Origin of the sequence: Micromonospora sp. II (assembly GCF_001709195.1) — a bacterium.
GTDB lineage: Bacteria > Actinomycetota > Actinomycetes > Mycobacteriales > Micromonosporaceae > Micromonospora > Micromonospora chalcea.
The window spans coordinates 97,684-119,499 of sequence record NZ_LYXF01000067.1; the positions used below are offsets into that span (position 1 = coordinate 97,684).

General features: G+C 72.9%; 21 protein-coding genes. 11 read left to right on the top strand and 10 right to left on the bottom strand.

The genetic code is table 11. The features are described 5' to 3' along the window. Positions 1-144 precede the first annotated feature (144 nt). The 3 genes from A8711_RS26355 to A8711_RS26365 all read left to right on the top strand — a co-directional run bounded on the left by A8711_RS26355 (position 145) and on the right by A8711_RS26365 (position 2,871). Positions 145-1,596, top strand: a complete 1,452-nt coding sequence (locus tag A8711_RS26355; RefSeq protein WP_233607743.1) for a glycosyltransferase family 39 protein — start codon at positions 145-147, stop codon at positions 1,594-1,596. Between the two features lie 13 nt (positions 1,597-1,609). Then, positions 1,610-2,428 (top strand): TIGR04222 domain-containing membrane protein, encoded by an 819-nt coding sequence (locus tag A8711_RS26360; RefSeq protein WP_069089660.1) that lies wholly within the window; start codon positions 1,610-1,612, stop codon positions 2,426-2,428. A 134-nt stretch (positions 2,429-2,562) separates the two neighbouring features. Continuing rightward, positions 2,563-2,871, top strand: a complete 309-nt coding sequence (locus A8711_RS26365) for a hypothetical protein (RefSeq protein ID WP_013286318.1) — start codon at positions 2,563-2,565, stop codon at positions 2,869-2,871. Between the two features lie 67 nt (positions 2,872-2,938). Here the strand turns inward: A8711_RS26365 and A8711_RS26370 are convergent, their stop codons facing one another. After that, the gene (locus tag A8711_RS26370; protein WP_069089661.1) at positions 2,939-4,507 is read right to left on the bottom strand and encodes an MDR family MFS transporter; all 1,569 of its coding nucleotides are present in this window, start codon (positions 4,505-4,507) and stop codon (positions 2,939-2,941) included. Between the two features lie 56 nt (positions 4,508-4,563). Next, positions 4,564-5,172 (bottom strand): TetR family transcriptional regulator, encoded by a 609-nt coding sequence (locus A8711_RS26375; RefSeq protein WP_069089662.1) that lies wholly within the window; start codon positions 5,170-5,172, stop codon positions 4,564-4,566. A gap of 327 nt (positions 5,173-5,499) precedes the next feature. Here A8711_RS26375 and A8711_RS26380 point away from each other — a divergent pair, with 327 nt between their 5' ends. Beyond that, positions 5,500-6,036, top strand: a complete 537-nt coding sequence (locus A8711_RS26380; RefSeq protein ID WP_233607742.1) for a DUF1062 domain-containing protein — start codon at positions 5,500-5,502, stop codon at positions 6,034-6,036. A gap of 40 nt (positions 6,037-6,076) precedes the next feature. On the opposite strand, the gene A8711_RS26385 is transcribed toward A8711_RS26380, so the two are convergent. Further along, positions 6,077-7,264 carry a macrolide family glycosyltransferase gene (locus tag A8711_RS26385; protein WP_069089664.1) on the bottom strand — a complete coding sequence of 396 codons (1,188 nt, stop codon included), beginning with the start codon at positions 7,262-7,264 and terminating at the stop codon, positions 6,077-6,079. A 127-nt stretch (positions 7,265-7,391) separates the two neighbouring features. Here A8711_RS26385 and A8711_RS26390 point away from each other — a divergent pair, with 127 nt between their 5' ends. Further along, entirely contained in the window at positions 7,392-7,985 is a 594-nt protein-coding gene (locus tag A8711_RS26390) for a TetR/AcrR family transcriptional regulator (protein WP_069089665.1), read from the top strand. Here A8711_RS26390 and A8711_RS26395 read toward each other — a convergent pair. Continuing rightward, positions 7,965-8,711 carry an SDR family oxidoreductase gene (locus A8711_RS26395; protein WP_069089666.1) on the bottom strand — a complete coding sequence of 249 codons (747 nt, stop codon included), beginning with the start codon at positions 8,709-8,711 and terminating at the stop codon, positions 7,965-7,967. The two genes, A8711_RS26390 and A8711_RS26395, sit on opposite strands and share 21 nt — an antisense overlap. A 253-nt stretch (positions 8,712-8,964) precedes the next feature. Between A8711_RS26395 and A8711_RS26400 the strand changes: the two genes are divergently transcribed. Next, entirely contained in the window at positions 8,965-9,687 is a 723-nt protein-coding gene (locus A8711_RS26400) for a hypothetical protein (RefSeq protein WP_233607741.1), read from the top strand. Between the two features lie 4 nt (positions 9,688-9,691). Here the strand turns inward: A8711_RS26400 and A8711_RS26405 are convergent, their stop codons facing one another. The 3 genes from A8711_RS26405 to A8711_RS26415 form a co-directional block, all read right to left on the bottom strand. Beyond that, positions 9,692-10,552 carry an MBL fold metallo-hydrolase gene (locus A8711_RS26405; protein WP_069089668.1) on the bottom strand — a complete coding sequence of 287 codons (861 nt, stop codon included), beginning with the start codon at positions 10,550-10,552 and terminating at the stop codon, positions 9,692-9,694. A 54-nt stretch (positions 10,553-10,606) separates the two neighbouring features. Beyond that, the gene (locus A8711_RS26410; RefSeq protein WP_124778865.1) at positions 10,607-11,098 is read right to left on the bottom strand and encodes a hypothetical protein; all 492 of its coding nucleotides are present in this window, start codon (positions 11,096-11,098) and stop codon (positions 10,607-10,609) included. A gap of 229 nt (positions 11,099-11,327) precedes the next feature. Then, positions 11,328-12,260 (bottom strand): TerC family protein, encoded by a 933-nt coding sequence (locus A8711_RS26415; protein WP_069089670.1) that lies wholly within the window; start codon positions 12,258-12,260, stop codon positions 11,328-11,330. A gap of 226 nt (positions 12,261-12,486) precedes the next feature. Between A8711_RS26415 and A8711_RS26420 the strand changes: the two genes are divergently transcribed. Then, positions 12,487-13,263 carry a class I SAM-dependent methyltransferase gene (locus A8711_RS26420; protein ID WP_069089671.1) on the top strand — a complete coding sequence of 259 codons (777 nt, stop codon included), beginning with the start codon at positions 12,487-12,489 and terminating at the stop codon, positions 13,261-13,263. Next, positions 13,260-13,826 (top strand): maleylpyruvate isomerase N-terminal domain-containing protein, encoded by a 567-nt coding sequence (locus A8711_RS26425; RefSeq protein ID WP_069089672.1) that lies wholly within the window; start codon positions 13,260-13,262, stop codon positions 13,824-13,826. Before A8711_RS26420 ends, A8711_RS26425 begins: the two co-directional genes overlap by 4 nt. 4 nt (positions 13,827-13,830) lie before the next feature. Here A8711_RS26425 and A8711_RS26430 read toward each other — a convergent pair whose 3' ends face one another. Together A8711_RS26430 and A8711_RS26435 are read right to left on the bottom strand one after the other, a co-directional pair. Continuing rightward, entirely contained in the window at positions 13,831-14,301 is a 471-nt protein-coding gene (locus tag A8711_RS26430; protein WP_069089856.1) for a DUF1992 domain-containing protein, read from the bottom strand. Between the two features lie 237 nt (positions 14,302-14,538). Continuing rightward, positions 14,539-15,075: a GNAT family N-acetyltransferase gene (locus tag A8711_RS26435; RefSeq protein ID WP_069089673.1), complete on the bottom strand. Its 537-nt coding sequence runs from the start codon at positions 15,073-15,075 to the stop codon at positions 14,539-14,541. 200 nt (positions 15,076-15,275) lie between these two features. On the opposite strand from A8711_RS26435, the gene A8711_RS26440 reads away from it, so the two are divergent. Next, a complete protein-coding gene (locus A8711_RS26440) occupies positions 15,276-15,926 on the top strand; it encodes a LysE family translocator (protein WP_043324080.1) in 651 nt (216 codons plus the stop codon). A gap of 54 nt (positions 15,927-15,980) precedes the next feature. Here A8711_RS26440 and A8711_RS26445 read toward each other — a convergent pair whose 3' ends face one another. Continuing rightward, positions 15,981-17,981, bottom strand: a complete 2,001-nt coding sequence (locus A8711_RS26445) for a beta-galactosidase (protein WP_069089674.1) — start codon at positions 17,979-17,981, stop codon at positions 15,981-15,983. Positions 17,982-18,096: 115 nt separating this feature from the next. Here A8711_RS26445 and A8711_RS26450 point away from each other — a divergent pair, with 115 nt between their 5' ends. Both A8711_RS26450 and A8711_RS26455 read left to right on the top strand, forming a co-directional pair. Beyond that, positions 18,097-20,460: a TIM-barrel domain-containing protein gene (locus A8711_RS26450; RefSeq protein WP_069089675.1), complete on the top strand. Its 2,364-nt coding sequence runs from the start codon at positions 18,097-18,099 to the stop codon at positions 20,458-20,460. Between the two features lie 48 nt (positions 20,461-20,508). Further along, positions 20,509-21,708, top strand: coding sequence for an ROK family transcriptional regulator (locus A8711_RS26455; RefSeq protein ID WP_069089676.1), 1,200 nt, complete (start codon positions 20,509-20,511; stop codon positions 21,706-21,708). The last annotated feature ends 108 nt before the right edge of the window (positions 21,709-21,816 follow it).

A 21,816-nucleotide genomic window follows, 5' to 3' on the forward strand; every position in this document is an offset into this window, starting at 1 on the left:
GTCCACCCGGCCGAGGGTCACGGGGCATCGACGGCCCACCGGTGCGGTCCATCATGGGCAGGTGGCCGAATCAGTCGCCGACGTCGATCGGAGCCAGGCCGCCGCGCCCGCTGGCCCGCCGGTCCGCGTACCGCAGCGCCCCTGGTGGTGGGCGCGATCCTCACCGCTGTCCTGCTGTCGCTCGCCGGCCGCTACGGCTACCACCGCGACGAGCTGTACTTCCTGCTGTGCGGCCGGCACCTCGACTGGGGCTACGTCGACCAGGGGCCGCTCGTGCCGGCGCTGGCGCGGCTGGCGGACACGATCGCGCCGGGCAACCTGGTGGTGCTGCGTACCCCGTCGGCGTTCATCGGCGGCGCGGCGGTCGTGCTGGTCGCCGCGATCGCCCGGCAGTTCGGCGCCGACCGCGTCACCCAGAGCGCCGCGGCGGTGCTCGCCGCCGCCTCGGGCATCGTGCTGGCCGGCGGCCACCTGCTCAGCACCACCAGCGTCGACCTGCTGGTGTGGCTGGTAGCGGCGCTGTGCGTGGTGCGGATGCTGCGCACCGGCGACAGCCGGTGGGCGCTCGGCGCCGGGCTCGCGCTCGGCGCCGGCCTGCTCAACAAGCCGCTGCCCGCCCTGCTCGGCGTCGGCCTGGTCGCCGGTCTGCTGATCGCCGGGCCGCGCCGGCTGCTGCGCGACCGGTGGGTGCTCGCCGGCACGGGCGTCGCCGTGCTGCTCGCCGTGCCGTACGTGGCGTGGCAGGCCGCGCACGGCTTCCCGCAGCTCGACGTCGCCGCGTCGATCGCCGGCGGCGACAGCTCCTACAGCGGCCGGATCGACGCGGTGGTGCTCCAGTTCCTGATCATCAGCCCGTTCGCGGTTCCGGTGTGGGTGGCCGGGCTGGCCGCGCTGCTGCGCCGGCCGTCCTGGGCGGCGTACCGGTCGCTTGCCTGGGCCTGGCTGGTGGTGGTCACGATCGTGCTGGTGGCCGGCGGCAAGGGCTACTACGACGCGCCGCTGCTGCTGGTGCTCACCGCCGCCGGGGTGGTGCCGGCCGTCGAATGGGCGCGGCGGGGCGCGCCCCGGATCCGGCAGGCGCTGCTGGTCACCGCCGCCGTGCTGATGGCCGCGAGCAGCGCGGTGCTGCTGCTGCCCACGCTGCCCGCCGACCGGCTGCCCGGGTTCGTGGTCGCGGCGAACTACGACGCGGGCGAGACCATCGGCTGGCCCGAGTTCGCCGACTCGGTCGCCGCCGTGCACCGCGCCCTGCCCCCGCCCGAGCGGGACCGGGCGGTGGTGCTGACCGGCAACTACGGCGAGGCCGGCGCGCTGGCCCGGTACGGGCCGCAGCGGGGACTGCCCCGCGCGTACTCGGGGCACAACAGCATGGCCACGTTCGGCCGGCCGCCCGACGACGCCGACGTGGTGATCGTCGTCGGCTGGTCCCGCCCGGACCGGTTGCGCGCCTGGTTCACCGAGGTCACCGAGGCCGGCCGGGTCGACCAGCGGGTCGACGTCGACAACGACGAGAACGGCGAGCCGATCTTCGTCGCCCGAGGGCTGCGCCGTCAGTGGTCGCAGATCTGGGACTCCGAGGTACGGCACGGCTCCTGACATACTTGCCGCCATGCTCTGGGGAGTCAGCGGGTCGATCTTCCTCCTCGACTACCTCGGCGCGGTCGCCGTGGCCGTCGCGATCGCGATCGCGGTACGCGAACTGACCGGCCGCCGTACCCGGGGCGCGACGCCCGACCGGGTCGAGCTGGCGTACCTGACCGATCGGGCGCTGCTGGCCTGCCAGCTCGGGGTGGCCGCGCTGCGCCGCGCCGGTGGCGTCGAGATCGGCGAGCTGGCCACCCTGCACGCGCAGGGGCGTCCCCCGGCCGGTTCGCCCGCGCTGGTACGCGCCCTGCACAGCGCGTTGCGCCGCCCGCAGACCTGGGCGGCGGTGCTCGCCGACCCGGAGGTGGGCCGGGCGCTGCGCCGTACGGTCGGGCGGCTGGTCCGCGACGGCTGGCTGCTCACCCGCGCGCAGCGGCGGCGGATCGCGCTGGGCACGGTGCCGCTGTTCGCGGTCGCCGCGGTCGGGCTGACCCGGCTCGTGGACAGCGCCGTCGAGGGGCGCTCCGCCGGTGGTCCCGCCTCGGTCGCCGGGCTGCTGCTCTGCTGCCTGGCCACCGCGCTCGGCGGCTGGTGGCTGACCGAGGTGCCGGAGACCGGGTCCGCCGCCCGGCGCCTGCTGCGGCGGCTGCGCCGTGAGCACGCCGACCTCGACCCCGAGCGCCGCCCGGTCTGGCAGGGCCGCGACACCGACACGCTGCTCACCGGAATGGCGCTGTTCGGCCCCCGCCCCCTGCTGGCCGTGGACCCGGCGTTCGCCGTCCAGGTGGGGATCGACCCGGACCGGGACCGCCCGCGCCCCGACCGCAAACCCGCCCGCCGCTGACCGAACCTCCCATTTCGCGTCGATCATGAGGTTGACGGTGTCCGGCGCCCGGTTTGTCCGGTACAACTTCATGATCGACCTGGCGGTGGCAGGCCCGCCGGTTTCCTTGTCTTGAGGGGCGGGAAGGCTCGGGCATGGCCGAGACATTCGTGAGCGAAGACCTGAAGACACTGCAGGCGATTGCGCGCGGGGCCGGGATACAGGAGGTCGACCGCCTGTCGCCGGACCAACTGGTCGAGGCGCTGCGCCGCGCCGGGGTGACCGACGGTACGCAGGACCAGTGGCCGCCCCAGCCGATCGAGGACCCGGCACACCTGGCCGGGCTGCCCCGCAGTTCGCTGAAGCAGGGCGACGAGAGCACCGGCGGCCGGGCCGCCGAGGAGTCGATCGGCGCCATGCCCGGCGAGTCCGGCACCGAGATCAACGACCGTACGGAACGCTGACCGGTATCGCACAAGGGGCCGCCCCCCGGTGACTCCCGGGGGCGGCCCCACGCTCGACCGTGCGGGATCAGTGCATCCCGGCGGCCGCCGCCTCCTCACGGGCCCGGCGCTCGTCACCGCTGAGCGTGTTCAGCGGCTTCTCCTTGATGAACAGCACGACGACCAGGGCGAGCAGCGCGAACGGCGCGCCGATGAGGAACATCTCCGACGTCGCGGTGCCGTAGACCTCCTGCACGATCCGCAGCACCGGCTCCGGCAGGGCCGACAGGTCCGGCACCTCGGCCGAGCCGCCGCCGGTGGCCAGCGGGCCGAGCTTCTCCGTGGTCAGCGACGTCACCCGGTTGGCCAGGACGGCGCCGAGCGCGCTGACCCCGACCGCGCCGCCCATGCTGCGGAAGAACGTCAGCACCGAGGTCGCCGCGCCCAGCTCGGCGGCGGGCACGTCGTTCTGCGCGGCCAGCACCAGGTTCTGCAGCAGCATGCCCACACCGACACCCAGCACCGCCATGTACACCGAGAGCATCGGCACGCTCGTGTTCGCGTCGATGGTGCTCAGCAGCAGCATGCCGACGGTCATCACCGCGGCGCCGGCGACCAGGAACATCTTCCACCGGCCGTACTTGGTGATCAGCTGACCCGCCACGGTCGAGGAGACCAGCAGGCCGAGGACCATCGGCAGGCTCATCAGGCCGGCCACCGTCGGCGACTTGCCGAGCGAGGTCTGGAAGTACTGCGACAGGAACACCGTGCCGCCGAACATCGCCACGCCCACCAGGATGCTGGCCACTGTGGTGAGGCTGACGGTGCGGTTGCGGAAGATGCCGAGCGGGATGATCGGTTCCTCGGTGCGGGACTCGACGAACACGGCGAGCGCGAGCAGCGCCAGCCCGCCGCCGACCAGCAGCGCGGTCCAGCCGGACGCCCAGTCGAACTTGTTCCCGGCCAGCGACGACCAGATCAGCAGCGTGGACACGCCCGAGGTGATCAGCAGCGCGCCGAGCCAGTCGATGCGGACCCTGCGGCGGACCACCGGCAGGTGCAGCGTCTTCTGCAGCAGCGCGATGGACAGCAGGCTGAACGGCACACCGATCAGGAAGCACCAGCGCCAGCCGAGCCAGGACGTGTCGACCAGGACGCCGCCGATCAGCGGGCCGGCGATGGTGCCGACACCGAAGACCGCGCCGAAGATGCCGGCGTACCGGCCCAGCTCACGCGGCGGGATCATGGCCGCCATGACGATCGTGGCGAGCGCGGTCATGCCGCCCGCGCCGATGCCCTGGATGACCCGGCTGAGCAGCAGCACCTCGACGTTCGGGGTGAATCCGGCGACCAGCGAGCCGACCACGAACAGGCCGAGGGACGACTGGATCAGCAGCTTCTTGCTGTAGAGGTCGGCCATCTTGCCCCACAGCGGCACCGTCGCGGTCATCGCCAGCAGCTCGCTGGTGACGATCCAGGTGTAGACGGTCTGGCTGCCGTTGAGGTCGGCGATGATCCGGGGCAGCGCGTTCGCCACCACCGTCGAGGCGAGGATCGCCACGAACATGCCGACCATCAGGCCGGACAACGCCTGGAGAACCTCCCGGCGTGACATCCGCGTACCCGTCTCGGCGGGCGGAACAGTGGCGGTGGTCATCGAACTCCTTGTCGTGTGGGCGGGCGGGCGGCCGCGGCCGGTACGGATGGGAGGGGTCAGGAAGGATCGGGCAGGCCGGCGGCGACGGCGGCGAACGCCTCGGCGGTCAGCTCGCGCAGCGTCGTCGTGTCGGGTCGCTCGACCCACTGCATCAGGGCGGTGCGCAGAATCGCGCCGGCGACAGTGGTGACGAGCGTCGGGTGGCCGTGGCACGGGTCGAGGCCCAGCCGGGCGGCCACCGCCGCGACGATCACCTGCTCGGTCTCGGCGTTGCCGCTGATCAGACGCGGAAGAAGCGACGGGTTTGCCGCGATGACCCGCAGCCGCAGCAGCCACACCTCGCGGTCGGCCTCGACGGCTTCGACGACGTCGCCGAAGGCCAGCCGCAGCGCGTCGAACGCGGACACCTCCGGCGGCGCGGCGACGATGTGGGCGGCCAGCACCTCGCGGTCGGTCGGCTGGTCGCCGAGCAGCGCCTCGTCCTTGCTGGGGAAGTAGTTGAAGAAGGTGCGGGCCGACACGTCGGCGGCCTCGCTGATCTCCTCCACCGTCACCTGGTCCAGGCCGCGCTCGGCGACCAGGCGCAGCGCGGCGGCGCTGAGGGCGGCGCGGGTCTGCCGCTTCTTGCGGTCGCGCAGGCCGGGGCGGCTCTGATCCGTGGTCACGCCACGACCCTACGAGCGATCTTGCAGGGACTGCAAACTTTTAGTAAGTGAAGTGATGCGTGACGCAGCGGTGCCGGAAAACGGGTTGAGAGCGGTTCCGGACGTCCCGTACGTTTCCCGCACTCCTGTCGCAGCGAAGAAGGACGATTCCGCGTGACCCCTCCTGCTCTCTGACCCTGACACGTTCCCCACGCCTGTAGCCGTCGCCTGCGCGACGGCTCCCCGGGCTGCCCTCGCGCGCCCGGCCACAGCGTCCGAGGCCGCGCGTAATCGGCCTCGCGTCAGGTCTTCAGAGATCAGGTCTCCATGTCATCCCAACCTCATATCGTGCTGCCCTGGGTCGTACGCCGGACCCGCCTTCCGCTGCTGTCGCTGCGCTGCGTCATCTGCCGGGCGGAGACGGCCACCGCCGCCCGGGGCCGGTTCCGCGTCAACGCCAATGGCAAGCTGCTGGACGTCTGGCTGCTGGTGCACTGCGTGTCCTGCGGCCGGACCAGCAAGCTCACCGTCCGTGAGCGGGCGGCGGTCAGTTCGTTCGATCCCACCGATCTGCACGGCCACCAACTCAACGATCCCGACCTGGTGGCGGCCACACTGCTGGACCCGGCGTTCGCCCGGCGCTGCCACTTCACCCTCGACTGGACCGGAGCGTGGCGCCTGGACGCGCCGGTCGTGCCGCTCGACGGGTGGCCGGTGCAGGTGAACGTCACGTTCGACGACCCGGTGCCGGTGCGCCCGGACCGGCTCATCGCCCACCGGTTCGGCCTCACCCGGTCCGAGGTGCTGCGCCGGGTCAAGTGCGACATCCCGCTGAACCGTCCGACGAGCATCGCATTCACCTTCACGGTGCTGGCGGAGGACTGACCGGGGCGTGGTCGCGGCGGCATCCCGCCGCGACCACGCCTCACCCGCTGTTCGCGGCGCCGCCCCCTACCGCGGCGAGTTCGGCCTCGATCAGGTCGGCGGCCCGGTCGGCGCCCCCGGCGGCGCGGGCCTGCCGCTTCAGCTCGGCGCTGCGGGCCACCACGGCCGAGTCCGACGTGAGGGCGAGCAACGTCTCGCGCAGCTCCGCGGCGGTGACGCCGGCCGAGTCGACGACCCGGGCGACGCCGAGCGCGGCCAGCTGCTCGGCGTTCGCGAACTGGTCGGCCGCCTGCGGTACGGCGATCATCGGCGTCCCGCAGTAGAGACCTTCGCTGCTGCCGCCCATGCCGGCGTGGGTGACGAAGGCATCCGCCTGCTCCAGTACGGCCAGCTGCGGCACCCACCGGTGGACCTCGACGCTGTCCGGGACGGGACCGAGTTCGGCCGGGTCGACGTGCTCGCCGATCTGCAGGACGGTGTGCCAGCCGGGCAGGTCGCCGAACGCGGCGACGCAGCGACGGTAGAACTCGGGCTGCCGGGTGAAGGCGGAGCCGAGCGAGACGAGCAGCACCTTCCCGGCGTGCTCCGGTCGTACCCAGGAACCCTGCTCGGCGCGGTCGCCCAGCACCGGGCCGACGAAGCTGTAGACCGACCGGTCGACGCGGTCGGCGTTCGGCTGGAGCGCCTCCGGCGGCAGGACGAGGCTGCGGGGCGGCCGCCCCTGGAACGCCATGCTGTCGGTGACCGAGGAACCCTCGGCGGTCAGCCATGCGGTGAACCGCCGGTAGTAGTCGGCGCCGCGCGGATCGGCCCGCATCGCCTCCACAGCGGATGCCATCTCCTGCTCGTAGCCGTCCCAGGCCACGAACGTCGAGGACAGTTGAACGGCCGGAATCCCCCACTGTTCGCCGAGCAGCCGGGCCGGCGCGCTGGCGATGTCGTAGAGGAACAGGTCCGGCCGGTCGTCGGCGTAGGCGGCCCGCAGCTGCGGCAGCATGGCGATCGCGTCGTCGAGGAAGAGCGTGAGCTGTGCGATCGGGTCGTCGATGCCGGCGCCGCCGTCAGCGGGCAGCGTCGAGGCGTACGGCTTCAGCTCCGCGCCGGTGGCCCGGATGACCTCGGCGAAGGCGGGGTCGTTGGCATACGTGACCCGGTGGCCGCGCCGCACCAGGGTACGGATGATCTCCAAGCTCGGGTTGACGTGCCCGTGGAACGGGATGCTGACCATGGCGATGTGCGGCAAGTGATCTCCTGATCTCTGCTGAGACGAGACGTCCCGTCTCGCTTGCCCAGCAGAGCACGGCACGACCATCCCCGTCAAGACGATACGTCTCGTCTCGCGGTAGGCTGCCGCTGTGACTCCGCAGCCCACCCGCCGCAACGAGCAGTCCCGCCGCGCGATCCTCGCCGCCGCCCTGGAGCTGCTGACCGAGACCGGCTATTCGGCCCTGACCGTCGAGGCGATCGCCGCCCGCGCCGGGGTCGGCAAGCAGACCATCTACCGCTGGTGGCGCGGCAAGGGCGCGGTCATCCTGGACGCGCTCGCCGACGACATGCCGGAGGTGATCGCGCTGCCCGACACCGGTGACCTGCGGGCTGATCTGCGTGCGGTTCTCCGGGCCACAGTCGCCGAGTTCGCCGATCCCCGGCTGTCCGCCACCACCCGTGCCATCACCATCGAGACGCTCGCCGACGAGGACCTGGCCGCCCAGGCGCGCGACCGGCTGCTCCGTCCTCAGTTGAACGCGGTCCGCGCCCGGCTGGAGGCCGCCCGCGAGGCCGGCCAGGTACGCCCCGACGCTGCCCTGGACCTGGTGGTGGAGCTGCTGTTCGGTCCGCTGTACCACCGCTGGCTGCTGCGCAACGGCCCGCTGACCGACGACTACGCCGACGGGATCGTCGACCTGGTCGTCACCGCGGTCACCCCGTCACCGGGCACCCGCGGCTAGCCAGTCGTCGAAGCTGGTCGGCGCGATACGCGCGCCGTCGCCCGGCAACAGCACGTCGCCGGACATCGACGTGCCGAACACGCCGGACCACGTCGGGACGAGCCGGACCCGGCGACCCCGCGCCTCGTTGGTACGCCGAGCCATGTCCACGAGGTCCTCCGTCGCGGGCCCGGCGATGTCCACGTGGCGCCCCCGCGGTTCGCCGACGGCTACCTCGGCGAGGATGTCGGCGACGTCCCGGGGTGCGATCGGTTGCACCAGCAGCGGCGCGACGGTGGCGACGCCGTCGCGTTCGGTCCAGCTCGTGACCATGGCGGCGAAGTCGTGGAACTGGGTGGCCGGGACGATCGTCCACGGCACCGGCCCGCATTCGACCAGCCGTTCCTGCTCCCGCTTGCCCGCGTAGTGGGCGTTGTCGTCGACCCGGTGGATGCCGACGATCGACAGCAACACGTGGTGCCGCACGCCGGCGCGCTGTTCGGCTGCCAGCAGGTTGCGGGTGAGGCCACCGAGGTACGCCATCGTCTCGGAACGCTCCCCTGCCGCCACGTTGGTCGTGTCGACCACCGACTCGACGCCGGCGAGCGCCTCGTCCAGCCCGTCGCCCGTCATCACGTCCACGCCCAGCGAGCGGCTGATGCGTACGACGTGGTGGCCCTGCCGCTGCAGCGCGGCGACGGTGAGGGCCCCGATGCGGCCCGTCGCTCCGGCAACCGCGATCCGCATTGCCATCGACCTCCTCCCGGACGCGATCGCCTCACCGTAGTCGTTCGAGGACCGAGAGGTGGTCCCCCGCCGCGCATCTCGCGCCACACCCACCGCGCGCACATAACTGTCATTATGGTGTAGTGCCGATTCGTCCCATTTGACCGGCCAGGTAGGTCGATTACTGTTACCGGTAATCCGATAATCGTCGCGGCACCGACGGTGTTCGGCGAGCCGAACACCGTCGGCTCCCGGCCTGCTCGACAATCGACGGGTGACGACGACATCCCCCGCGCGCCAGATGGCCGGCTCACCTCCCGCACTGCACTACTACGTGCTGTACGACGCCGCCGGCGCGCCGGAAGGACTGTTGGCCGAGGAGTTCCTGCTCGCGCCGGACTACTCCTCCGCCGGGCTGGTGAGCGGTGGTTGGATCCGGTCCGAGGGGCGTTGGCACGAGGCGTCGGCCACCAGCCGGCGGCTACGTGCGGACGCCGGGTTACGCGAGCGGGTGACGCCCGTCGACCGCGACGCGGCGGCGGCGCTCTATCGAGATCTCTGCGGCGCGGACCTGCCGGACGAGGACACGCTGCGGGAGTGCTTCGGCGCCCCTCCGGCTCAGCCGCCCTCCCCTTTGCGGCTGGGCGACTCCGGACCCCGGCCGGGGTTCCGTGAGACGCGCGTCTACCGGATCCTGTTCGCCGGCGAGCTGAGCCCGGACGATCTCACGGCACTCGGCGAGGCGTGGCAGATGCCGATCACCGGCGACCCGGCGGATCCCGGCACGCGTGTCCTGGGATCGGCGCGCCGACAGGTCCGCGGCGACGCCTTCCGCTGGGATCTGCGCCGCGTCGCCGCGGGTGCCGCCTGGGGACTGGACGTGACCTGCGACCTTCTCGGCGACCGCGATGAGGCCGTCGGTGTGCTGCTGCACGGCCTGACGACCCGGATGCGCGAGCAGGGGATGCTTCCCGTCACCGTCGACCGGTTCCGCTGACGCCCTACCTCGCGAACGGCCTGGTCACCTCGAAGGGCTCGGGGAACCGTACGGGGATCCGGGCCTCCTCGCTCCTGCGGTCGAGGAACGCCTTCGTCGCGGCGAACCTGTCGAAGACGGGCGGCAGCGGGCGGAGCCTGCGGTCCAGCGACACGAAGAAGTTGTCCCAGTGGATCGGCACGATGAGGCCGGGCCGCGTCGCTTCCACCACGTGCCGCCAGTAGTCGTCCTGGAACCGCCGCGGCTGAACACCCAGAGCGCCTGTGGCGAGGTAGAGGACGTCGACGTCGAGCCCGTCGAACTTGCCGGGTACGAAGTTGGCGCTCGGATGGATCAGCAGCGAGCCGCCGGGATGGGTGATGAAGAAGGAGAAGCACCCGCCGTCGCGGTAGCTGCTCGCCCTGACCGGTGGGACGAGCGGTTCGTCGATCGTGCCCCGGAACCTGTTGCCGGGGCTGTGGACGGCGGCGAGCACACGCACGGTGAACGCGCCGACCGTGTGCTCGCCGCCGTCCGCGATGCGCGTCATCGACTCCTCGGCGAGGCCCGCGCCGCGCCCCACGTTCAGGGTCGACTCGGAACCGAAGAGCCTGCCCCCGAGATGCTTGACTATCTCGGGGGCGTCCATGACGTGGTCGTAGTGGGAGTGGGCGACGAAGAGCGCGTCGAGACGGGTCACCCCGGCCCGGGCGAGAGCGCCGGTGATCCGCCCGAGGTCGGGTGCGACGCGACCGAACGCGACACGGAGCAGCGAGGGCCTGCTCAGGAAGCCGTCGATCAGGATGCCGGACGCCCCGTCGGACAGCCAGACGGTCGTGGTGCCGAAGAACACGGCTTCGACAGACGTCCCGCCGCCCGAGCCCATGCGCAAATGGTAGTGCGCTGGGGCGGTGTCAAAGTCAGTAGTGCTGGGCGCACCTCACTCGCTGGTCGACAGCGCCTCCAGCCACGGGTCGTCTCGCCCGGTGGAAAGGTGCTGGACGTACCCAGGACCGAGGATGAGGTGGTCGATGAACCCGGCAACGTCGTCGGCCAGCTTGGCGAAACTGGCAAGGTCGCTGTCGGTGTACCAGACGATGTTCAGGTCGGAGAACCACCACACCTCGCCGGTTGCACGCTCAACGAAGACGGGATTCTGCAGGACGTCCGCGACCACGCACCAGCGCGTAGCACCGCCCGGCAGGTCGTCGGCCATCCACGGTGTATGGCGCACTGATGCTGCCGACCACAGCCGCATGTCGCCGGTGCTTCCACAGTCGGCCCCGTCGGCGAGGCGGAGGAACTCGGCGTAACCGGGGGCGATGTCGCCGAGCGGCTCGTCCAGAGGGACCGGCGGTGGCAGCTCCAGCGGCCCGTACGGCGGTGCAAGCCGTGCCAGAGCCGCAGCGATTCGACGGACGGAGTCGATCAAGCGCATCCCTCACTTACTGGTCACCGGTCCGGTAGGCGTCGGCAGCGGCTGTCACGTCGGGGCCGCCGCCCGTCGGACTTCTGCGCCACTGCATGACAGCTCAGACGGCGATGGTGCCTGAGCTGGAGTGACCGCTCGGCGTGTCGGAGATCGAAATGTGGCGAGGTCTCCGATGGATGGTTCAACCTCGGCGCCGACAACGAATGGCTGTGACCGACTTCGACACACCCTAATGGCCGTCCGGAACGGCGCCGCGGGTGCTGCGCAGGCTCCACAGGATCGACACCGCGATCGTCACCACGATCACGCCGAGGGTGACCGGGATGGGCAGCTTGCCGACCGGCGTCTCCGACAGGATCAACTTCACGCCGGCGAAGGCGAGCAGGACGGCCAGGCCGTAGTGCAGGTGCACGAAGCGGCGCAGCAGCCCGGCGAGGCAGAAGTAGAGGCTGCGCAGGCCGAGGATGGCGAAGGCGTTGGCGGTCCAGACGATGAACGTGCTGGTGGTGATGGCCAGGATCGCGGCGACGCTGTCGATCGCGAAGATCAGATCGGTGGTCTCCACCGCGATCAGGACCACGAACAGCAGCGTCGCGACCCGCTTGCCGTCGATCCGGGCGAAGAACCTGTCACCGTGGAATGCGGGGTCGGTCGGAACGACCCGGCGGACCAGCCGGACGACGGGGTTGCGGTCCGGCGGGGTCTGCTCGTCGTGGCGGAACGCCATCTTGTAGCCGGTGTAGACGAGGAACGCGCCGAACACGTACGCGGTCCAGAAGAACGTCTCCAGCAGCTCGGCGCCGACGAAGATGAAGACCAGCCGGAACACCAGGGCGCCGATGACACCCCAGAACAGCACCTTGTGCTGGAACGCGGCGGGCACGGCGAAGTAGCTGAAGATCAGCGCGAAGACGAAGACGTTGTCGATCGACAGCGCCTTCTCGATCAGGTAGCCGGCGTAGTAGGTGCCTGCCACGTCACCGCCCTGCCAGACCCACAGGACGACGCCGAAGAGCAGACCGGCGGCGATCCAGATGCCGGACCAGACCGCTGCCTCACGAAATCCGATGACGTGGTTGTCGCGGTGCAGGAACAGGTCGACGGCGAGCATCGCCGCGATCGCCAGCATGAGTACGGCCCAGATCCACAGGGACACGGACATACCGAAGGGAGACCTCTCGCCCCGGGCCGGCGGGGTGCCGGCGCTGCTGGACGAAGGTCTCCCCGGGCCACTGACAGCGGTGGCTGCACCGCCGGGATCCGGATGGGCCGGGCCCGTACTGACGGCGATGCGTGGATCCTCGGGTACTCCCCCTCGAACTACGATCCATTATTCACGAAGTATGCTTCGCACGTCAAGGAGCCCGGCCCGTCGATAGGGTGACCCGATGGACGAAGACGCACGACGCCGGCACTCCTCGTCGTTCGGCGCGGCGGCCATCGCGTACGCCGAACACCGGCCCGACTACGCGCGGGCCGCGCTGCGGTGGGCGCTCGAACCCGCACCCGGCGCGCGGGTGCTCGACCTCGGTGCGGGCACCGGCAAGCTCACCGCCACGCTGGCCGAGGTGAGCGACGACGTCACGGCCGTGGAGCCGGACCCGGCGATGCTCGCCGAGCTCCGCCGCACCCTGCCGGGGATACGGGCGCTGTCCGGCAGCGCCGAGGCGATCCCGCTGCCGGACGCCTCCGTCGACGCCGTGGTCGCCGGCAACGCCATGCACTGGTTCGACATGGCAGTGGCCGGGCCGGAGATCGCCCGCGTCCTCTCCCCCGGCGGTGTCCTGGCCGGACTGTGGAACGTCGTGGACGACCGGGTCGACTGGGTCGCCGGGCTCGCGACGGTCAGCGGCAGCGCCGCCATCGGCCCCCGGGACACGCCCGCGAGCTGGCGCGACGCCACGGCGACCATGCACCTGCCGAAGACCAGCGGGGCCCGGTTCGGCTCGCCCGAGCAGGCGGAGTTCCCGCACGGGCAGCGCCGGACCGCCGACTCGCTCGTGGCGACGCTCGCCACCAGGGCCGGGATGCTGGTCATGCCGGAGCGGGAGCGCGCGGAGACGCTCGACCGTATCCGCGCGTACCTGGCGAGCCGGCCGGAGACCGCCGACGGCGAGTTCACGCTGCCGATGCTCACCTGTGTGCTGCGCGTGCGGCGATTGTGAACGGCGCGGACCTCCGCGCCGCCGCCGCGGCGACGACCGCCGTGCTGCGGCCCGCCGCCGGCCGGGACTGGACGGTACGCGCGGGAGACCTGGACTGGTCCTGCGGGACCACCGCCGCGCACATCGCGCACGACCTGATCGCGTACGCCGGTCAGGTGTCCGGCCGGCCCGACGGCGGCTACCTCCCGTACGACCTGCGGGTACACGCGGACGCCGCGCCCGCCGAGGTGCTCACCGTCGTGGCGGCCGCGGCCGGGATCCTGGCCGCCACTGTCGACGCCGCGAGCCCGGACGACCGGGCGTGGCACTTCGGCCCCTGCGATCCGGGCGGCTTCGCCGCGATGGGCGTGGCCGAGATGCTGCTGCACACAGGCGACCTGACCCGAGGGCTCGGCCTGGACTGGTCGCCACCCGCCGAGCTGTGCGCCCGGGTGGTGAGCCGGTTGTTCCCGGATGCGCCCGACGGCAGGCCGGCGCCGGTGCTGCTGTGGCTGACCGGCCGCGCGCCGCTCGGCGACCGGCCACGGCGTACCTCGTGGACCTGGCAGGCGGCGCGCCCCTGAACGCTCAGCGGCGCCACCAGCGCCAACGGCGGCGCGGGCGGGCCGACGCGGCACGGGGTGGCTCCGGCGTCGTGACGACCGGCGCGGCGCGTTCCCGGTCGGCGCGCCAGCCGCGCACCGCCTCCTCGACGTTCACCGGGCGTACCACCACACGTGGCCCGGTCGGGGTACGCAGCCAGGCGACCACCTCGGTGTTGAGCGCCGCCACGTACGAGCGGACGGCCTCCTCGGTGGGCAGGTCACGCAGCTCGACCGGAAGCTGTTCGATGCGGCGGCGCAACTGCAGCGGCGTGGGCAGCAGCAGGTCGGACGGGATCTGCTCGCGCTCCATGAAGCTGCGGATCCACCAGCCCTCGTCGTAGGGCGTGTCGCGCCCCGGGATGGGCTTGCCGGCGCCCGGCAGGTTGTCGAACTCGCCGCGTTCCTGGGCCGAGCGGATCTGCGCCTCGACCGCGGCCTCCCAGGCTGTCGTCACCGCCGTCACCTCCCGTACCCACGGTAGCCGCCGCCGTCCGACAAGAGTCAGCGTCGCGCGGGGCCGGGCTGTTCCCGCGCGGGTCGCCGCGTAGCGTGCCCCCGGGGTGAGGGGGTGCCGGCGTGCGCGACTGGCTCATCGGCCTCGTTGTGGCGACGGCCTGCCTGGTCGGCAGCTGGGCGGTGCTGCTGCGCCTGCTCGGCTCATGATGAGAGCAGCGGCGGGCCGGACCCGGCGTCAGGGCAGGTGGCGGACGTGGCGGTGGCCGTCGCGGGGAAACGGCGCGCGGGCCGGCAGGACCTCGGCGAACGCGTACCCGCTCTTTTCCGCCACGCGGCAGGACGCCGGGTTGTCGACCTGGTGCAGCAGCTCCAGGTGGGTCAGCCCGGTGGCGGCGAACCGGGCGAACGCCCATCCGGTGACCGCCTCCACCGCGCGTGGCGCGACGCCCCGGCCCCGTGCCGGCGCGGCCGTCCAGTAGCCGACCTCGGCGGCCGGGCGGCCCGGGCGGACGTCCTTGAGCACCACGCAGGCCGCCACCTGCTCCTTTTCCAGCACCGCGAACATGAACCGGTGCCCGGCGGCCCAGCCCTGGTGGCTGCGGCGCAGGAACACCCGCGCCTGCGCCGGGCCGGTCACCGGATGTCTGGTCCAGGCACGCAGCACCGGATCCCGGTACGCCTCGATCAGCGCGTCGGCGTCACCGTCGCGCCACGGTCGCAGCAGCAGACCGGGCGCGGTCGCGGTCGCCGGCGCGGACAGCACGATCGACATGCGACAAGTATCCCCACCGCCCCCGTCCCGCGCTGACCCCCCGACTCCGGCGATCATGAAGTTAGCGGCCGTCGGTGACCGATTTGTCGCCGTCAACCTCATGATCGCCGGAGTGGGAGCAGGGGTGAGGGCGCGGCGGGGCGGTGGGTGTCGGCGGGTGGGCGTAGGGTCCGGTTCACGGTCGGCAACGGGGAGGCGACATGGTTACAGTCGGCGCGGTGATGGGGATCGCCCTGGTGGCGCTCGGTCTGGTGCTCACGCCCGGGCCGAACATGGTCTACCTGGTGTCCCGGTCGGTGACCCAGGGGCGGCGGGCCGGGCTGGTGTCGCTGCTCGGGGTGGCCGCCGGGTTCCTGGTCTACCTGGCCGCCGCGGTGGCCGGCATCGCCACCGTGTTCGTGCTGGTCCCGCCGCTGTACACGGCGGTGAAGCTGGCCGGCGCGGCGTACCTGCTGTGGCTGGCCTGGCGCACGCTGCGCCCGGGCGGCACGTCGGCGTTCACCCCGACGCCGTTGCCGCCGGACCGGCCCCGGCGCCTGTTCACGATGGGCCTGGTCACCAACCTGCTCAACCCGAAGATCGCCATCCTGTACGTGTCGCTGCTGCCGCAGTTCGTCGACCCGGCGCGCGGGCACGTGGCGGTGCAGAGCCTGCTGCTGGGCCTGACCCAGATCGTCGTGGCGCTCACCGTGAACGCGCTGATCGTGCTGAGCGCCGGTTCGGTGTCGGCGTTCCTCACCCGGCGGCCGGGCTGGGCGCGCCTGCAGCGGTGGGTGATGGGCACGGTGCTTGCCGCGCTCGCGGTGCGGATCGCCGCGGACCGCTCCCGCGCCGCCGTCGCCACCCCCTGACCGGGGTACGCGCACCCAAGCCGTCCGTCACGAACGCATACCGCCGGGGCGACGTCACGACGGCTCCTCGCGCACGACCGCAACACCACCCGGCGGCACCGTCAACGAGCCGTCGGCCGTCGCGCCGGTCAGCAGGTCGAGCCCGGTGACCGGCACCCGCTGCGGCCGGTCGGTGTGGTTGAGCAGGTAGAGCAGGCCGTCGTGGCGGCGTACCGCCTCGACACCCTCGGGCGCTCCGGGACAGGTCGGGGTCACACCGGCGAGCCCTGCTGCCTCGGTGAGCAACCGCCGATAGGTGTCGTCGTCGGGGCGGGTGGAGACGTACCAGGCGTACGCGTCACCGATCCGGTGCCGGGTGATCGCGGGACGGCCGTCAAGCACTCCCCCGGCGTACGCGCTGATCGTCTCCGCGCCGCCTGAGTGCACCGTCTCGGACCAGATCCGGCCGGTCCCGCCGCCGGTCAGCGGCACGTGTTCGTCGTCGGCGAGCGGGTGGAACTCCTCCACCCGTACGCCGAGCAGGTCCCGGTACGCGCCCGGGTAGCCGCCGAGGCGTATCCGGGCGTGCTCGTCGGCGACACCGCTGAGCCAGGTCACCAGCAGGTGCCCGCCGGCGTGGACGTGCCGGCGTACCCAGTCGACTGTGGCGTCCGAGGCCAGGTAGAGGGCCGGGAGAACGAGCAGCCGGCAACCGTCGAGCGGGGCGCCGGGCGGCACCACGTCGGCGGTGACGCCCGCGTGCCACAGCGCCCGGTGCGCGGCAGCCGCCTCGCCAGGGTGGTCGAGTCCGGCGCGGGGCATCCCCGGGTGCCGCAGCGCCCAGCCGCTCGCCGCGTCGTACGCGATGGCCACGCCCGCCTCGACGCGGCCCGGCGCGGTCCCGGCGAGCCGGCCCAGCGCGGCGCCCAGGTCGGCGGCCTCGCGGAACACGCGGGTGTCCGCCCCGGCGTGCGACACCACGGCGGAGTGGAACCGTTCCGCGCCGCCGGCCGGGGCGCGCCACTGGAAGAACATCACCCCGGCCGAGCCGCGTGCCACGTGGGCGAGGCTGTGCCGGGTCATCCGGCCGGGTTCCTTGGTGTGCATCCGCCCGGCGGTGTGGATCTGGTTGGGGGCGCTCTCGGCCAGCAGCCACGGCGCCGGCCGCCCGGTGCCGTGGCGGGCCCAGCCGCGGGCCACGTCGGCGGCGAACGCGGTTTGCTCCTGCGCGCCCGCGCCGACCGCGGACGGGTAGTGGTCGATCGCGACCACGTCCACCTCGCGCGCCCAGCGGGCGTGGTCCACCGGCACCCAGTCGCCGAGCACGTAGTTGGTGGTGACCGGCACCGAAGGGTTCGCCGCCCGCAGCAGGTCACGCTGCTCGGTGTACGCGGACAGCAGCGTGTCGGACCAGAAGCGGCGGAAGTCGAGCAGCTGGCCGGGGTTCGCGAGATATTGCGTGGCGTGGGGCGTGCCGACCTGCGCCCAGTCGGAGTAGTGCTGGCTCCAGAAGCTGGTCACCCAGGCGTCGTTGAGCGCGTCGAGGTCGCCGTACCGGCCGGTGAGCCAGCGGCGGAACGCCGCCTCGGTGTGCGGGCAGTGGCAGGTGGTGCCGTACTCGTTGTGCACGTGCCACAGCGCGAGCGCCGGGTGGTGCGCGTACCGGGCGGCCAGCACCTCGGCGATGCTGCGGGCGGCGGCGCGGTACGCGGGCGCGGCGGCGCAGTAGGTGTCGCGGCTGCCGTGGGTCAGGCGGACGCCGTCGGCGGTGACCGGCAGCGCGTCCGGGTGCCGCAGCGAGAACCACGGCGGCGGCGACGCGGTCGGGGTGGCCAGCGCGGCCCGGATGCCGTTCGCGTGCAGCAGGTCCAGCACGCGGTCGAGCCAGTCGAACGTGTGGCGGCCGGGTTCGGGTTCCAGCCGGGACCAGGCGAACACGCCGACGGTGACCAGGTCGACCCCGGCGGCGCGCATCAGGGCGACGTCCTCGCGCCACACCTCCGGCGGCCACTGCTCCGGGTTCCAGTCGCCGCCGTAGCAGAGCCGCCCGTCGCTCCACGGCACTTTAGTTGTCATCCCGGCCAAAATAGGAACAGGTGAGACGGAAAGTCAATGGCGTCGATCATTGACAGTTAGTTGGGCTTCCAAAGAAACTGGCGGGACCGCCCGTGGACGCCGCGAGGAGACGCCCATGCCGTACCGCCCGCCGCTGGTCCCGTACGAGACGTTCGTGGCCGACCCGCCCGACCTGCCGGTCCGCGCCCCCGGCGAGGAGGGCGCCGACGACGTGCTGCGGGCCGAGGTCGCCGCGACCGATGCGCACGGGGTCACGCTCACCGCGACCTGCGCGTCCGGCCGCACGCTGGTCACGCGCGTCGAGGCCGCCGGGGACGGGATCATCCGGGTACGCCTCGCCGACGACCCCTCGGTACGCAGCCGGTCCGCACCGGCGCTGACACTGGTCCACCCGCAACCCCGCCCGGCCACCGTGACCGTCGCCGACGGGCAGGTCCGGGTGGCGGCCGGTGGCATGGTCGCCGAGCTGAGCCTGGACCCGTGGGGGCTGCGGTTCCACACTCCGGACGGACGACTGCTGCTGGCCTCCGACGCCGGCACCCGCGACATCAGCGGCCGCCGCCGCACGCTGCCGCTGGGCCGTTCCACAGTCGACGGGGAGCCGGTGGCCTGGCACGAGAGCTTCGTCGCGCCGGGCGACGAGCGGTTCGTCGGCTTCGGCGAGAAGTTCACCCCACTGGACAAGCGCGGCCAGCGGCCGCTGATGTGGAACTTCGACGCCTTCGGCGGCGAGTCCGACCGGTCGCACAAGAACGTGCCGTTCTACCTGTCCGACCGCGGCTACGGCATACTCGTCGACAGCGGGCTGCCGGTGCAGTTCGACATGTGCGCCAGCACGCACAGCAGCGTGCAGATCCTCGTCCCGGACGACCTGCTCGACTACTACGTGCTCGCCGGACCCACCCCGGCGCAGGTGCTCGACCGGCTCGACACGCTGACCGGCCGGCCGTACCTGCCGCCGCGGTGGGCGTTCGGCGCGTGGATCTCCTCCGGCTTCTTCCCGGACAGCCAGCAGCGCGTGCTGGAACGGGCCCGGCGCATCCGCGCGGACGACATCCCCTGCGACGTGCTGCACCTGGACTGCTACTGGCAGGTCGCCGGACACTGGTCGGACCTGCGCTGGGACACCGACGCCTTCCCCGACCCGGACGGCATGCTCAAGGACCTCACCGAGCAGGGCTTCCGGGTGTGCCTGTGGATGAACCCGTACCTGATGACCGGCAGCCCGCTCTACGCCGAGGCCGAGGCCGCCGGCTACTTCCTGCGCCGCCCGGACGGAAGCACGTACGTCGCCGACACGTGGCACGGCAGCTACCCGGTCTGCGCGATCGTGGACCTCACCAACCCGGCCGCGGTGAGCTGGTTCCAGGACCTGCTGCGCCCGCTGCTCGCCCAGGGCGTCGCCGTGTTCAAGACCGACTTCGCCGAGGGCGTGCCCGCCGACGCCGTCGCCCACAACGGCATGACCGGCGTCGAGCTGCACAACGTGTACGCGCTGCTGTTCAACGACGCGGTCGCCGACGTCACCGAGGAGGTGGCCGGGCACCGCACCGTGTGGGCGCGCTCGTCGTACCTGGGCGGGCAGCGGCACAGCGCCCAGTGGAGCGGCGACGTCAACGCCACCTGGCCCGGCATGGCCAGCACGCTGCGCGGCGGTCTGTCCCACGGGCTGTCCGGGGTGCCGTTCTGGAGCCACGACACCGGCGGCTTCCACGGCACCCCCGAACCGGACCTGTACGTGCGCTGGACCCAGTTCGGCGCGCTCTCACCACTGGTACGGCTGCACGGCACCACCAGCCGGCTGCCGTGGGAGTTCCCGCCCGAGGCGCAACGGCACGCGGTGGACGCGCTGCGGCTGCGCTACCGGCTGCTGCCGTACCTCTGGTCGGCGGCAGTGGACAGCGCCCGCACCGGCAGCCCGATGATGCGCGCGTTGCTCGTCGACACCCCGGAGGACCCGGCCGCCTGGACCGCCGACCTCCAGTACCGCCTCGGCCCGGACCTGCTGGTGGCGCCGGTGCTCGACAGGTCCGGCGAGCGCACCGTCTACCTGCCGACCGGCGACGACTGGCTGGACGCGTACACCGGGCAGCGGCACACCGGCGGACGGCACCTGCGGGTGAGCGTGCCGCTGGACCGGCTGCCGCTGTACGTGCGGCACGGCGCGCTGATCCCCACTGTGGCGCCCGCGACGACGGTCGGAACCGGCCCGTTCCGGGACGTCACGGTGGTGGCCTGGGGCGGCGTGGACGGCGTGAGCGTGGTGCGCGACCCCGACGGCGACACCACGGTCACCGCCGTGCGCGACGGCGACACGCTGCGGGTACGCGTCGACGGGCCGCTGGACGTGCGGCGCGTGAGCGTGGTCGGCACGGACCCGCCGCGCCGGGTGGTGCTCGACGGCGAGCCGGTCCCGGTGACGCCGTTCGTGCCGTGGTTCCCCGGCCGGGCCCACCCGGCCGGGATCGCGCCTATTTAGTTTAAGCTTTAGCCGAACCCATGGCCGGGCGCAGGAGGCGGGCAGTACGTGATCAGCATCGACCGGCCGACGGCCGACCTCGGCGACGTGCGGGTGACGAACCGGGCCGCGGTGCTCCGGCACGTCCGCCGGCACGCCCCCTGCTCCCGGGCCGACGTCGCCGCACGCACCGGACTGAACAAGGCCACCGTCTCCAGCCTGGTCGGCGAGCTGATCGAACACGGGCTGCTGCGCGAGACCGGGCTGACCGAGAACCGGGTGGGCCGCCCCGCCACCATGCTCGTCCTCGACGGCGCCCGCTACGTCGGGCTCGGGCTGCGCGTCGGCGCGGACGAGCTGGTCGCGGTGGCCGCCGGGCTGGGCGGCGACCCGGTGCTCACGTGGCGGCGCGCGTTCCCCGCCGCCACCGCCGGCCCCGAGGAGACGGTGAAGGCGCTCGCGGCGCTGACCCGCCGCGCCGTCACCCGCGTCACCGGCGCCGAGCGCACCGTGCTCGGCCTCACCGTGGCCGTGCCCGGGCTGGTCGACGCCGACGGCGACGTGCCGGCCGCCCCGGCGCTCGGCTGGCGTGGCGTACCGCTCGCCGCCGCGTTGCGCCGCGCCCTGCGTGATCCGGGTTTCCCCCTCACCGTCGACAGCGAGGCCAACCTCGCCGTCCTGGCCGAGCAGCGGCACGGCCCGTACGCCGGCACGGCCGACCTGGTGCACCTCACCGGCGGGCCGGTGATCGGCGCGGGCCTGATCAGCGGCGGGCGGCTGCTGCGCGGCAGCAGGGGCTTCGCCGGCGACATCGGGCACCTGCCACTGGCCGCCGACGGCCCGCCCTGCGCGTGCGGGCGGCGCGGCTGCCTGACCGCGCTGCTCGGCGTGGACGCGGTGATCGGCCGGCTGCTGCCGGACGCCGGCCCGGTCACCGATCACCTGCCGGAGATCGAACGGATCCAGGCGCTCGCCCGCGCCGGGGACGAGCCGGTACGCACCGGCCTCACCGAGATCGGCCGGCTGCTCGGCCAGGCGGCGTCGGTGCTGGCCGGGCTGCTCGACCCGGACGTGGTGGTGGTCGGCGGGCACCTGGCGGCGCTCGCGCCGTGGCTGCTGCCGGCCGCCCACGCCGAACTCGCCGCCCGTACACCGGTCCCGCCCGGCGTGCGGCTGGAGGCCAGCACGCTCGGGTCCGCGGCCGGCGCGCTGGGCGGGGCCACCGCGGCGCTGGCCACAGTGGAGGCGGGACGCCTGCCCGCCGGGTGACCCCTTGACCGCACCGGCCGGAAGGTGTCAACCTCGGTAGCGTCGCGTTCCGGGACCGGGCAACCTGCGAAAGCGGCGTGTTTTTCGGCGGTTGTCGAAGCGCTTCAC